General features: G+C 67.3%; 12 protein-coding genes. 8 read left to right on the forward strand and 4 right to left on the reverse strand.

Features of this window, described 5'->3' with window-relative positions; genetic code table 11:
• The first annotated feature begins 10 nt into the window (after positions 1-10).
• Together N7I30_RS01670 and N7I30_RS01675 are read left to right on the forward strand one after the other, a co-directional pair.
• Positions 11-1,873, forward strand: a complete 1,863-nt coding sequence (locus N7I30_RS01670) for a vWA domain-containing protein (RefSeq protein WP_498636234.1) — start codon at positions 11-13, stop codon at positions 1,871-1,873.
• 151 nt (positions 1,874-2,024) lie between these two features.
• On the forward strand, positions 2,025-2,600 hold the full coding sequence (locus N7I30_RS01675) for a hypothetical protein (protein ID WP_498636236.1): 576 nt from the start codon (positions 2,025-2,027) through the stop codon (positions 2,598-2,600).
• A gap of 18 nt (positions 2,601-2,618) precedes the next feature.
• Here the strand turns inward: N7I30_RS01675 and mobB are convergent, their stop codons facing one another.
• Positions 2,619-3,167 carry a molybdopterin-guanine dinucleotide biosynthesis protein B gene (gene mobB, locus N7I30_RS01680; RefSeq protein WP_498636238.1) on the reverse strand — a complete coding sequence of 183 codons (549 nt, stop codon included), beginning with the start codon at positions 3,165-3,167 and terminating at the stop codon, positions 2,619-2,621.
• A 140-nt stretch (positions 3,168-3,307) separates the two neighbouring features.
• Between mobB and N7I30_RS01685 the strand changes: the two genes are divergently transcribed.
• Positions 3,308-4,198, forward strand: a complete 891-nt coding sequence (locus N7I30_RS01685) for a substrate-binding domain-containing protein (protein ID WP_498636240.1) — start codon at positions 3,308-3,310, stop codon at positions 4,196-4,198.
• Positions 4,199-4,246: 48 nt separating this feature from the next.
• Here N7I30_RS01685 and N7I30_RS01690 read toward each other — a convergent pair whose 3' ends face one another.
• The 3 genes from N7I30_RS01690 to N7I30_RS01700 are packed head-to-tail and all read right to left on the reverse strand — an operon-like array spanning position 4,247 to position 6,615.
• Positions 4,247-5,089 (reverse strand): ABC transporter substrate-binding protein, encoded by an 843-nt coding sequence (locus N7I30_RS01690; protein ID WP_498636242.1) that lies wholly within the window; start codon positions 5,087-5,089, stop codon positions 4,247-4,249.
• A 28-nt stretch (positions 5,090-5,117) separates the two neighbouring features.
• Positions 5,118-5,915, reverse strand: coding sequence for an ATP-binding cassette domain-containing protein (locus N7I30_RS01695; protein WP_498636244.1), 798 nt, complete (start codon positions 5,913-5,915; stop codon positions 5,118-5,120).
• A complete protein-coding gene (locus N7I30_RS01700; protein ID WP_498636246.1) occupies positions 5,908-6,615 on the reverse strand; it encodes an ABC transporter permease in 708 nt (235 codons plus the stop codon). The genes N7I30_RS01695 and N7I30_RS01700 overlap by 8 nt, the downstream gene beginning before the upstream one ends.
• Positions 6,616-6,883: 268 nt before the next feature.
• Between N7I30_RS01700 and N7I30_RS01705 the strand changes: the two genes are divergently transcribed.
• The 5 genes from N7I30_RS01705 to N7I30_RS01725 all read left to right on the forward strand — a co-directional run bounded on the left by N7I30_RS01705 (position 6,884) and on the right by N7I30_RS01725 (position 12,731).
• Positions 6,884-7,489, forward strand: a complete 606-nt coding sequence (locus tag N7I30_RS01705) for a TorD/DmsD family molecular chaperone (protein ID WP_498636247.1) — start codon at positions 6,884-6,886, stop codon at positions 7,487-7,489.
• A gap of 79 nt (positions 7,490-7,568) precedes the next feature.
• Positions 7,569-7,778, forward strand: a complete 210-nt coding sequence (locus N7I30_RS01710; RefSeq protein ID WP_498636249.1) for a twin-arginine translocation signal domain-containing protein — start codon at positions 7,569-7,571, stop codon at positions 7,776-7,778.
• A gap of 57 nt (positions 7,779-7,835) precedes the next feature.
• Positions 7,836-10,826, forward strand: coding sequence for a formate dehydrogenase subunit alpha (locus N7I30_RS01715; RefSeq protein WP_498636251.1), 2,991 nt, complete (start codon positions 7,836-7,838; stop codon positions 10,824-10,826).
• Between the two features lie 15 nt (positions 10,827-10,841).
• Positions 10,842-11,438, forward strand: a complete 597-nt coding sequence (gene fdh3B / locus N7I30_RS01720; RefSeq protein ID WP_009210417.1) for a formate dehydrogenase FDH3 subunit beta — start codon at positions 10,842-10,844, stop codon at positions 11,436-11,438.
• Between the two features lie 117 nt (positions 11,439-11,555).
• Positions 11,556-12,731: a formate dehydrogenase subunit gamma gene (locus N7I30_RS01725; RefSeq protein ID WP_498636253.1), complete on the forward strand. Its 1,176-nt coding sequence runs from the start codon at positions 11,556-11,558 to the stop codon at positions 12,729-12,731.
• Positions 12,732-12,734 lie beyond the last annotated feature (3 nt).

Below are 12,734 nucleotides of genomic sequence, written 5' to 3' on the forward strand. Positions count from 1 at the left end.
GGGAGAGCCGGTGCAGATATTTACGAGGATCATCCGGTTTCGTCGCGAGGAGACCGGCAATGTCGCCGTCGTCTTCGGACTGACGCTGCCGGTCCTCGCGCTCTGCTTTGCAACCGCCGTGGACCTGTCGGGAATCTACGGCGCCAATCGCAGCCTGCAGCAGGCCGCCGACGTCGCCGCCCTCGCCGCGGGCCGGGAGTACGGCCGAACCCAGGACGCGGACTATCTCAAGAGCGTCTCGGAAGCCTTCTTCTTCCACAATGCCGGCGAGGAGACGCGCGGCACCACCCAGTTCAGCTATGACGGCGTGTTTCGCGAGGACGGCCTGACGATCCTCAAGGTCACCGCCCGGCGGCAATTGCCGACCTTCTTCGGCGATGCGCTGATGTGGGTCACCGGCGGCACGCTCGACTGGCGGCAGTTCCCGCTCTACGCCAAGAGCGAGATCGTCGTGCAGAACCGCTCGATCGAGCTGGCGCTGGTGCTCGACAATTCCGGCTCGATGCAGGACCGGCCACGCTCGGGCGGCAGCAAGAGCAAGATCGACATCATCAAGGACGCCGCCGAGGACCTCGCCGAGCAGTTCCTGTCGGCCGACAAGGGCTCGACCGAAGAGTTTCCCGTCCAGTTCGCGGTGGTCCCGTTCTCCAGTTCGGTGAATGTCGGCCCGCAATACAAGAATGCCGACTGGATGGACACGCAGGGCCGCTCGCCGATCCATCACGAGAATCTCGACTGGGGCGGCTGGCTGTCCGGCGCGACCAGCGGCGGCTGGGAGTGGATACGGGACAGGGGCTGGGTCTACACCTCGCCCTCCAGTGGCACGCCCCTGGCGCGGTACAACGGGTCCTACTGGACGCGGATCACCACCGGCGAGCCGCTGACCCGGTTCTATGTCTACGACAATGCGCGCTACAAGAGCCAGTTCGGCACCTGGCGGGGCTGCGTCGAGGCGCGGCCAAACGGGCTGGCCGCCACCGACACCGAGCCGGTCAGTTCCAGGCCGGAGACGCTGTTCGTGCCGACCTTCGCGCCGGACGAATACGACGATTCCGCCTATGGCTGGAACGACTATCTCGACAGCGGCAGCGGATCGCCCGACTCCGCCAAGGAGGCGATGGCCGAGCAGGCCAAGGTCGCCAAGTATTTCGACAGCGGCTACTCCATCACGACGCCGAGCAGCAATCGCAGCGACTGGGGCCCGAATTCCACCTGCGCGACGACGCCGATCACGCCGCTGACCAAGACGCTCAAGACGGTGACGGACGCCATCGACGTGATGGACGCCCAGGGCGCCACCAACATTCCGCACGGCCTGGCATGGGGCTGGCGGCTGCTGACGGCGCGGCCGCCCTTCACCGAGGGCCGCAGCCACGACGAGCCCGACAATCTGAAGGTGCTGGTGCTGATGACCGACGGCAACAACACCTACAATCTGAACTCCGGTGGGCGGCCGCTGGAAATCCGCGACTACAACCGCTCCACCTACGGCTCCTACGGCTATGGCGCGGCCTATTCCCATGGCAGCAGCACCCGCAAGCCGGGCCGCATCTACGACGGCACCACCGGCAATGCGAAGGACTACAGCGTCGACAGCTATGTCGCCGCCATGGACCAGAACGTCGCCAAGGTCTGCGAGAACGTGAAGGCTGATGGCCGCAAGCCGGGCGGTACGGACGGCATCCTGATCTTCACCATCGCCTTCGACCTGCGCGACGGCGAACCGGTGAAGAAGCTGATGGAGGATTGCGCCTCGAACGGCCTGATCGATGCCAGCGAGAAGCTCTATTACGACGCCCAGAGCCAGGAAGAGCTGGCCGCCGCCTTCCAGTCGATCACCGAACAGATTTCCAGCCTGCGCATCGCCCGCTGACGCACGGACACCAGATGGATGCATTGGCCCGGCCGTTCGGCAGCCGGACGATCCGCGTTCCAGCTGATCCGGCGCTGCGCGGATCGGCACCTCATCCCGCCCGCGCCATGATCGCGGACCTCATCGTTCCTCGCCCCGGAGGCATCGACACATGCTCGCAACGACCCTCGTCCTCCTGAGCTTCGGGCTCGCCCAGCCGGTTGTCGCGCCCGGACCGGTTCCGCTCGCGTCCCACATCGCGGCCAGCGTCGCCCCCGCCGGCGTCGCCCCGACGGACGAACCGGCCGACGCGCTCCGCCTCGTGCAGCATCCCGGCGACGGGCGTCACCACCGGCGCGGCGGCGACCGGCGCGGCCGTGACGGGATCGACCGCGGCAGTCTCGACGCCGACCGGTATCTCTACGATTTCCGCGACGCGCCGCGCTGGCGCGCCGAGGAGCGCGCACGCCATGACGGCCGCGGACGCGATGGCCGGCGCGACGACAGGCGCCGGGATGGCGACCGGCATCACGACCGCGACAGGCATGATCGCGATCATCGCGATCGCGACGACCGGCATCGCGCCGACCATCGCGACGGGGACGAGGATCGGCGGGATTGGGGCTCGGACGGCGACTGGGACTATGGCCGCGGCTTCGACAATGACCGGACCCGCGACGGCCAGCGCGGCGACAGCCGCTTTCGCGAACGGCGCGAGCGCTTCGAGGAACGCCGCAAGCGCTGGTAGCCTTTCCCCCGTCCGGCGTCAGTCGGGCCCCGACGCTCCGGCGAGACCGGTCTCGGCCAGGACGAAATCCGCCATGGCCGCGATGTCATCGAGGCCGAAGACCGGCAGCGCGCTATCCGTGACCGGATGATCGGCCGCGATCGCCGCAATGCCTGGTGCGTGGTCCTGCATCGGCCGGCGATCGCGCGCCTCCTGTCGCCGGCACTCGATCTTGGGATGCGGCTCGCGCTTGTAGCCCTCCACGAGAACCAGGTCACAGGGCGACAGCCGCGCGACGATGTCGGCAAGGCTCGGCTCGGGCGCGCCGCGCAATTCGTGCATCAGCGCCCAGCGCATGCCCGAGACGATCGCCACCTCACCGGCGCCGGCGCTGCGGTGGCGGAAGGAATCGGTGCCCTCCCGGTCGATCTCGAAGGCATGGTGGGCGTGCTTGACCGTCGCGACCCGGTAGCCGCGCGCGGTGACCTCGGTCACCAGCCGCTCGGTCAGGGTCGTCTTGCCGGAGTTCTTCCAGCCGGTGATGCCGTATATGCGCTGTTCCACCTGGCACCTGTCCCTTCGCTGCATCTGTCCCGCCCGGCGGGGTCCCTGCCCTTCTATGCGAGGAAGGAAAGCCCGGTCGAGATGCCATGCGTCCTGCCGGTTCGCAGCAAGTGCGACGGCGAAGAGACGTTGCCGCCGCTGGACGCTTGGCGATAGATGGAGCGATGTCTGATACCGCGCCCACCTATCTGACCACCCGCGAACTCGCCGATCTCATGCGCATCAAGGAGCGCAAGGTCTACGATCTGGCGGCCAGCGGCGAGGTGCCCTGCATCCGCGTGGTCGGCAAGCTGCTGTTTCCGCGCGAGGAGGTCGCCGCCTGGATGGCCGCCGCGCGCTCCGGCCCGGTGGCGACCGAGAACCGACTGCCGATGATCCTCGCCGGCAGTCACGATCCGCTGCTGGAATGGGCCCTGCGCCAGTCGGGCAGCGGACTGGCCGCCTTCTTCGACGGCAGCTCCGATGGCATCGGCCGGGTGGCGCGGCGCGAGGCGGCGGCCTGCGCCACCCATATTCGCGAAGCCGGTGGCGACTGGAATGTCGCCACGGTGCGCGACGTGCTCGGCGACGCCCCGGTGGTGCTGATCGAATTCGCCCGCCGCCAATGCGGCCTGATCGTCGCCCCCGGCAATCCGCATGCGATCGACGCAGTCACCGATCTCGCACCGCTGCGCTTTGCCCGGCGGCAGCCCGGCGCCGGCGGACAGAAGCTGTTCGAGGCGCTGGCGACGGAAGCCGGGCTGGACCCGGCGGCCCTCGCCGGCCCGCCGGGCGTCGCCAAGACCGAGGACGACGTCGCCCGGCTGGTGCTGGACGGCAAGGCGGATGCGGGCTTCGGGCTGGCGGCGATGGCGGCCCAGTACCGGCTCGGCTTCGTGCCGCTGGCCGAGGACCGCACCGATCTGCTGGTCTGGCGGCAGGCCTTCTTCGAGCCGCCGCTGCAGGCGCTGATGCGGTTCCTGCACACGCCCGAATTCCACGACAGGGCGGCCGAGATGAGCGGCTACGATGTCGCCGCCGCAGGCACCGTGCATTACAACGCGCCCGGCCCCTGACCGGCATCGGTGAAAGCGCGCCGGCCGCTGATGGCCGGCGCGCCGGTGTCAGCTTCGATCGCCGGTCATGTCGGCATTCGGAAAGAACAGCTGCTGGCCATCGACCCTGTAGTTCGCGATGGCGTCCTGCCCCTCGTCTCCGGTCAGCCAGTCGATGAAGGCCTGCCCTGCTTCGGCCTTCACCGCCGGATGCCTGTCCGGGTTCACCAGGATCACGCCATACTGGTTGAACAATTCCGGATCGCCCTCGACGACGACCGTGTGATCGCCCTTGTTGCCGAAGGAGATCCAGGTCGCCCGGTCGGTCAGGACGTAGGCGCCCATGCCGATTCCGGTGTTGAGCGTGGCGCCCATGCCCGATCCGGTTTCGCGGTACCAGCCGCCGGAGGCGGCGGCGAGGTCGATCCCGGCGTCCTTCCAGAGGCGCAATTCGGCCTTGTGGGTGCCGCTGTCGTCGCCGCGCGAAGCGAAGGGCGCCTTGGCGGCGGCGATCTTCCCGAGCGCGGCCTCGGCGTCCGTCATGCCCGCGACACCGGCGGGATCGGCGGCGGGGCCGACGACGACGAAATCATTGTACATCACGTCGAAGCGCGCGACGCCGCCGCCGGCCGCGACGAACTTCTCCTCGGCGGGCTTGGCGTGAACGAGCAGCACGTCGCCGTCGCCGTTCTCGGCGTTCTTGATCGCCTGGCCGGTGCCGACCGCGACGACCCGAACCTCGATACCGGATTCTTCGGTGAAGGCCGGCAGGATCGCGTCCAGCAGCCCGGAATTCTGTGTGGAAGTCGTCGACTGGACGACGATGAAGTTCTCCTCGGCCGTCGCCGGAGCGACCATGGCGCCCAGCGCCAGCGTGGCGGCGGCGATGGCCCCGATCAGTTGCGTCTTCATGCTTTCCCCTCCTGCGCCGCGAACGGCGTTACAGAACCAGTCCGCCGGCGAGAAACTGCCGCGCCGGCTGTGACACGGGCTCATCGAAAAACCGGTCGACCGGCGTCTGCTCGACGATGCGGCCGCCGTGAACGAACACGATCTCGGCGGCCAGACGTCGCGCCTGGCCGATGTCGTGGGTGACCATGACGATCTTGGTGCCGGCCGCCGCGACGCGGCGCAGCAGGCTCTCGATCGCCTGGGTCGCACCCGGATCGAGGCTCGAGGTCGGCTCGTCCATGAACAGGATGTCGGGCGCGGTCGAGATCGCACGGACCACCGCCAGCCGCTGCTGCTCGCCGCCCGAAAGGGTGCGCGCCGGCTGGTTTGCGCGGGCCGCCAGATCGCCCATGGCCAGGAGCGCGGCGACGCGTTCGCGGCGCGCGATGCGCGGCATGCCATGGACCTTCAGCGCGTAATCGACATTGGCGGCGACGGAGCGGCGCAGCAGCACCGGCCGCTGGAACACCATGGCCTGACGCCGGCGCACCGCCTTGTCGAGACCCTGGCCATTGTAGCGCAACTGCCCGGAAGCCGGCGTGATCAGCCCGTGCAGCAACCGCAGGAGCAGGCTCTTGCCGGCACCGTTCGGCCCGAGGATCAGGGTCGGACCGCCGGCGGCAATGGTCAGCCCGCCAACGTCCAAGAGTGTCCGCCCGCCGGCCCGGAACACAAGGTTCTCGGCCTGCAGCGGCAGGACCGAGGCCGGGTTCGTGCGGGCAGCCGGGAGCGCTTGGACCGGTGACGGGTCGGCGTCGCTCCGCTCAAGGGCGATATCGTCACGCATGGGCGGCCTGCGGGCGGCCGGCGCCGATGAGCCCGACAGATGCGTTGATGGCGATGGCGATGATCAGCAGGATCGCGCCGAGCGCCAGGGCCAGCGAGAGATTGCCCTTCGAGGTTTCCAGCGCCACCGCCGTCGTCATCACCCGGGTCACGTGGTTGATGTTGCCGCCGACGATGATGACGGCGCCGACTTCGGCGATGGCCCGGCCGAAGCCGGCCAGCAGCGCGGTGACGAGGCTGTGCCGCCCGTCCCAGAGAAGCGTCGGGACCGCCGCGAGGCGCGAGACGCCGAAGGAGCGGAGCTGCTCGGAATATTCGGCGTCGAGATCCTCGATCACCTGGCGGGTCAGCGCGGCGATGATCGGGACCACCAGGACAACCTGCGCGATGATCATTGCGGTGGGCGTGTAGAGCAACTGCAGCACGCCGAGCGGTCCGGCATTGGACAGCATCAGATAGACCAGCAGGCCGACCACGACCGGCGGCAACCCCATGAGCGCGTTCAGGAGCACGATGGCGAGGCGGCGCAGGGGGAACCGGCCGACAGCGAGCAGCGCACCGAGCGGCATTCCGACCATTGCCGCGATGATCACCGCGGTCATCGAGACTCTGAGCGACAGCAGCACGATGGCCCACAATTCGGGATCGCCTGAAAGGATCAGGCCCGCTGCCAGCGAAAATGCGTCCGCGAAATCCTGCATTTTCTTCGCTTTTGTCCCCATCTGCAGCTCGTTCTGACGAATTATGCGTGAGAAACGCCCAGAAGTCCAGATTAAGGAACAGTTACTGCAACTGCGCCCTGATGAACGCATCTGCGAGATGATCCCCACCGAGCGCAACGCAACGCGCAGTAGTTAAAGTGGACTCTCAGAGTCTGGTTTAAGTAAGCGCCTGTGCGACAACGCCGCATATTCAGAAAATCGTTGTGAATCGGACGATTTGTTGCTCTACTGAAGTGGGAGAACAGCCTTGCAGAACCACAATCTCGCTGTAACGACGGAACCGGCCGAGGCCGAGGCCTTGCGCGCCAACCTGTACAGGTTGCTCGCACGTCTCCTGGCGCGCCCGGCCGACGAAGCGTTGCTGGCCATGCTGCAGGGCCTGTCCGGCGATGACAGCCCGCTCGGTCGCGGCATCGGCGATCTCGCCGGCCAGGCGCGCGCGGTTTCGCTCGGCGCTGCCCGCGAGGAATATCAGGAGCTGTTCATCGGCGTCGGGCGCGGCGAGCTCGTGCCCTATGGCTCCTACTACCTGACCGGATTTCTCAACGAAAAGCCGCTGGCGCGGCTGCGCTCAGACATGGTGCCGCTGGGCATCGCCCGCTCCGAGGACAGCCGCGATCCGGAGGATCACGCCGGCGCGCTGATGGAGATGATGGCCGGGCTGATCGACGGCAGCTTCGGACAGATCCAGCCGCTTGCCGTGCAGAAGGATTTCTTCCGCAAGCATGTCGGCTCCTGGGCCGGGCACTTCTTCGCGGATCTGGAGACCAACAGCTTGGCGCGGCTCTACCGCCCGGTCGGAACGATCGGCCGCCAGTTCATGGCCATCGAGGAATCGGGCTTCGACATGTAGCCGCGCAAACCGCGGGGACGGCGGCACCTCGCAGCAGGAATAAGACCAGGGCACAGCCCTTCGACCACGGAGAAGCGAGATGAGCGACAAGAGCACGGAAACGAAGGGCGGCACGCAGGCCGATCGCCGGGCTTTCCTGAAGTTCGCAGGACTGGGCGGCGTTGCCGGCGGCGCCGCGCTGGTCACCGGCGCGCCCGCCGAAGCGGCGATCACCGAGGACGACACGACGGGCGCGGGCTACCGCGAAACCGACCATGTCAGGACCTTCTACAAGTCGGCACGGTTCTAACCCACCCGCCAGGCAATCGGATCGCGGGCGGCCGCACATCAAGGATCGGAGGCAGATATGCTCAGGAAAAAGGCAAACGGCGCGGCGCGGGGCAACCGAATGGCGTCGGCGCTGTCGGAGCTGGGGACGGCCGCGGTTGATCGCCGGACCTTCCTGAAGCGCTCGGGCCTGACCATCGGTGGCGCCGCCGCCGTGGCGACGCTGTCCGGCGGCATGGTGCGCCGCGCCGAGGCCGCGGGCGAGACCGCGACCGGCGAGATGGAAATCCGCAAGTCGGTCTGCACCCATTGCTCGGTCGGCTGCACGGTGCTGGCGGAAGTGTCGAACGGCGTCTGGGTCGGCCAGGAGCCGGGCTTCGATTCCCCGTTCAACCTCGGTGCACACTGCGCCAAGGGCGCCTCGGTGCGCGAGCACGCCCATGGCGAGCGCCGCCTGAAGTACCCGATGAAGCTCGTCGGCGGAAAGTGGCAGCGCGTCAGCTGGGACGAGGCGATCAACGAGATCGGCGACAAGATGCTGGAGGTCCGCGAGGCCGCCGGTCCCGATTCCGTCTACTGGCTCGGCTCGGCCAAGCATTCCAACGAGCAGTCCTACCTGATCCGCAAGTTCGCCGCCTATTGGGGCACGAACAACATCGACCATCAGGCCCGGATCTGTCACTCGACCACGGTCGCAGGTGTTGCCAACACCTGGGGCTACGGCGCGATGACCAACTCCTACAACGACATCCACAATTCCCGGGCGATCTTCCTGATCGGCGGCAACCCCGCCGAGGCGCATCCGGTCTCGCTGCTGCACCTGCTGAAGGCCAAGGAAGAGAACAACGCGCCGCTGATCGTCTGCGATCCGCGCTTCACGCGCACCGCGGCCCACGCCGACGAGTATGTCCGGTTCCGGCCGGGCACCGACGTCGCGCTGATCTGGGGCGTTCTCTACCACATCTTCGAGAATGGCTGGGAAGACAAGGAATTCATCAACAGCCGCGTCTGGGGCATGGACCAGATCCGCACCGAGGTCGCGCGCTGGACACCCGAGGAGGTCGAGCGGGTCACCGGCGTGCCGGGCTCGCAGCTGCAGCGCGTCGCGCGGACCATGGCCGAGAGCCGTCCGGCGACGCTGATCTGGTGCATGGGCGGCACCCAGCATACCAACGGCAACAACAACACCCGCGCCTACTGCATCCTGCAGCTCGCCCTCGGCAACATGGGCAAGGCCGGTGGCGGCACCAACATCTTCCGCGGCCATGACAACGTGCAGGGCGCGACCGACCTCGGCGTCCTCGCCGACACGCTGCCGGGCTATTACGGCCTGACCGCCGGCTCCTGGGCGCACTGGGCCCGGGTCTGGGAAGAGGAACTCGACTGGCTCAAGGGCCGCTTTGCCGTGATGCCGGGCGCCGGCGACGAGGGCAAGGACCGCCTGATGATGAACGAGACCGGCATCCCGGTCTCGCGCTGGATCGACGGCGTTCTCGAGGCCAGGGAAAACCTGGAGCAGCCGGACAACACCAAGGTCATGGTGTTCTGGGGCCATGCGCCGAACTCGCAGACCCGCCTGCCGGAAATGCAGAAGGCGATGGGCATGCTGGAGATGCTGGTCGTCATCGACCCGTATCCGACCATGACCGCCGTCCTGCAGGACCGCACCGACGGCGTCTATCTGCTGCCGGCCTCCACGCAGTTCGAGACCTCCGGCTCGGTGACCGCGTCGAACCGGTCGCTGCAGTGGCGCGAAAAGGTGGTCGAGCCGCTGTTCGAGTCCCTGCCCGACCACACGATCATGCACAAATTCGCCGAGAAGTTCGGCTTCGCCGACCGCATGTTCCGCAACATCGAGGTCAAGGACGGCGAGCCGGTCGTCGAGGACATCACCCGCGAGTTCAACCGTGGCATGTGGACCATCGGCTATACCGGCCAGTCGCCGGAGCGGATGAAGTCGCACATGCAGAACCAGCACACGTTCGACAGGACGACGCTGCGCGGTGTCGGTGGTGCGCATGACGGCGAGTTCTACGGCATGCCCTGGCCGTGCTGGGGCACCGCCGAGATGAAGCACAGCGGCTCGGCCAACCTCTACGACACCTCGATTCCGGTGGCGCAGGGCGGCATGGGCTTCCGCGCCCGCTTCGGCGTCGAGCGTGACGGCGACAACCTCCTGGCCGAAGGCTCGTGGCCGGTCGGCTCGGAGATCGAGGACGGTTATCCCGAGTTCACCTTCGCCATGCTCAAGGAGCTCGGCTGGGACAAGGACCTGACGCCCTACGAGCGCCGCTTCATCGACTATGTGGCCGGCTTCGCCGACCAGCGTCCGAGCGAGGGCGACGACGTCGGCGAGCAGTCGCAGACCGGCGAGATCGATTCCGACTACGACGAGAAGGTCGGCGGCGTGAACTGGAAGACCGACCTGTCGGGCGGCATCCAGCGCGTGGCGATCGCCCATGGCTGCGCCCCCTACGGCAACGCCAAGGCCCGCGCCGTGGTCTGGACCTTCCCCGATCCGGTGCCGATCCATCGCGAGCCGCTCTACACACCGCGCCGCGATCTGGTGACGGATTATCCGACCTACGAGGACAAGACCTTCTGGCGCGTGCCGACGGCCTTCGCCTCGATCCAGAAGAACGACTATTCCAAGGACTTCCCGATGATCATGACGTCGGGGCGTCTGGTGGAATACGAGGGCGGCGGCGACGAAACCCGCTCCAATCCGTGGCTCGCCGAGCTGCAGCAGGACATGTTCGTCGAGATCAATCCGTCGGACGCCAACGATCTCGGTCTTCGCGACCGCGACACGGTGTGGCTGCACAGCCCGGAAGGCGGCAAGATCCGCATCATGGCGATGGTCACCGAACGCGTCGGTCGCGGCGTGGTGTTCACGCCCTTCCACTTCGGCGGCTATTTCCAGGGCAACGATCTGCGCGGGAAATATCCCGATGGCGCCGATCCCTACGTCCTCGGCGAAGCCTGCAACACGGCACAGACCTACGGCTACGATTCGGTGACGCAGATGCAGGAAACCAAGACCACGCTCTGCCGGATCGAACGGGCGTAAGGGAGGATCAGACCAATGGCACGAATGAAGTTCCTCTGCGACGCCGAGCGCTGCATCGAATGCAACGCCTGCGTGACCGCCTGCAAGAACGAGCACGAGGTCCCGTGGGGCGTGAACCGCCGGCGCGTCGTCACCATCAACGACGGCAAGCCGGGCGAGCGGTCGATCTCGGTCGCCTGCATGCACTGCTCCGACGCACCCTGCATGGCGGTCTGCCCGGTAGACTGCTTCTACCAGACCTCCGACGGCGTGGTTCTTCACTCCAAGGATTTGTGCATCGGCTGCGGCTATTGCTTCTACGCCTGCCCCTTCGGCGCGCCGCAATATCCGCAGGCCTCGAATTTCGGTTCGCGCGGCAAGATGGATAAGTGCACCTTCTGCGCCGGCGGTCCGGAAGAGGACAATTCGGCGGTGGAGTTCCAGAAATACGGTCGCAACCGTCTGGCCGAGGGCAAGCTGCCGCTGTGCGCCGAGATGTGCTCGACCAAGGCGCTTCTCGCCGGCGACGGTGACACTGTCTCGTCGATCTATCGCGAGCGTGTCGTCGCCCGCGGCTTCGGCGCCGGCGCCTGGGGCTGGGGCACCGCCTACGACCAGAAGCTGGGCGGCTGACCTGCCGTACATGCACTTCCGGCGGACGGCTCGGGCCGTCCGCCGCCTGACGATGACCGGTGGCGCGCCGCGTTGCCCATTCCCGCCGCATCTTTCACCCGAACGGGGATAGAGGACATGCCTAGCCTCAGAGCGTCTCTCGCTGTCTTGTCACGCTCCGCCCCGCTCCGGCGTCTTGCCGCTCTCGTGCCGGTCCTCGCCATCGCCGTCCTGATGCTGTTCGCCGCAGCCGGCACCGGCCAGGCCCAGAGCTCGGTCCGGCCGCCGGACAACACCTCGCCGACCGGCGGCGCCGTCCCGGGCGACGCGCTCGGCACCACCTCCGACGCCGAGATCTGGCGGTCGGTGCGCCAGGGCGTTTCCGGCGACGTCTCGATCCCCGACAAGAAGGCCTCGGTGCTGGTGCAGTCCGAGGGCGAGTCCTGGCGCCTTCTGCGCAACGGCCCAATGTTCGACTATCTCGGACTGGCGATGATCGGCATGCTGATCCTGCTCGCCGTGTTCTTCGCCGTTCGCGGCCGTATCCGCGTCCAGCACGGCCTTGCCGGCGTGACCATCAAGCGCTTCGGCCTGATCGAGCGCACCGCCCATTGGGTGATGGCGCTGTCCTTCATCATCCTCGCCATCAGCGGGTTGAACATCTCCTACGGCCGCGAGCTGATCATGCCGCTGATCGGCAAGGAGCTCTTCGGCCCGATGTCCGGCTTCCTGAAGATGTCGCACAACTACGTGGCCTTCGCCTTCATGGCCGGGCTGGTGGTCGCCTTCGTCCTGTGGATCGTCCACAACCTTCCCTCGCGCGCCGACTTCGTCTGGCTGATGAAGGGCGGCGGCTTCTTCTCCAAGGGTGCGCATCCGCCGGCCTGGAAGTTCAACGCCGGACAGAAGGTCATCTTCTGGCTGGTGATGATCGGCGGCCTGTCCCTCAGCGTCTCGGGCTGGGCCCTGCTGTTCCCGTTCGAGCACGGCTTCTTCGGCGACACCTTCACCGCCCTTGCCGGCATCGGCCTCGACGTGCCGGCCTGGCTCGGCCTGCCGCAGCCGCCCTATTCGGTGATCCAGGAGCAGCAGTTCAACACCATCTGGCACGCCGTCATGGCGGTGTTCATGGTCTGCGTGATCTTCGGCCACATCTATATCGGCACGATCGGCATGGAAGGCGCCTTCGATGCCATGGGCAGCGGCGACGTCGACCTGAACTGGGCGCGCGAGCATCATGCGCTCTGGGTGGACGAGGTCCTGAAGAAGGACGGTCGCCCCGAGGCCGGGGCGCATCCCGCACCTGCGGAATAGCGG

Source organism: Aurantimonas litoralis, from assembly GCF_026153195.1.
Lineage (GTDB): Bacteria > Pseudomonadota > Alphaproteobacteria > Rhizobiales > Rhizobiaceae > Aurantimonas > Aurantimonas coralicida.

Coding starts and splice junctions, on each gene's coding strand:
- N7I30_RS01675 (WP_498636236.1), top strand. CDS start 2,025: ATGCTCGCAACGACCCTCGTCCTCCTGAGCTTCGGGCTCGCCCAGCCG.
- mobB (WP_498636238.1), bottom strand. CDS start 3,167: ATGCAGCGAAGGGACAGGTGCCAGGTGGAACAGCGCATATACGGCATC.
- N7I30_RS01685 (WP_498636240.1), top strand. CDS start 3,308: ATGTCTGATACCGCGCCCACCTATCTGACCACCCGCGAACTCGCCGAT.
- N7I30_RS01690 (WP_498636242.1), bottom strand. CDS start 5,089: ATGAAGACGCAACTGATCGGGGCCATCGCCGCCGCCACGCTGGCGCTG.
- N7I30_RS01695 (WP_498636244.1), bottom strand. CDS start 5,915: ATGCGTGACGATATCGCCCTTGAGCGGAGCGACGCCGACCCGTCACCG.
- N7I30_RS01700 (WP_498636246.1), bottom strand. CDS start 6,615: ATGCAGGATTTCGCGGACGCATTTTCGCTGGCAGCGGGCCTGATCCTT.
- N7I30_RS01710 (WP_498636249.1), top strand. CDS start 7,569: ATGAGCGACAAGAGCACGGAAACGAAGGGCGGCACGCAGGCCGATCGC.
- N7I30_RS01715 (WP_498636251.1), top strand. CDS start 7,836: ATGCTCAGGAAAAAGGCAAACGGCGCGGCGCGGGGCAACCGAATGGCG.
- fdh3B (WP_009210417.1), top strand. CDS start 10,842: ATGGCACGAATGAAGTTCCTCTGCGACGCCGAGCGCTGCATCGAATGC.
- N7I30_RS01725 (WP_498636253.1), top strand. CDS start 11,556: ATGCCTAGCCTCAGAGCGTCTCTCGCTGTCTTGTCACGCTCCGCCCCG.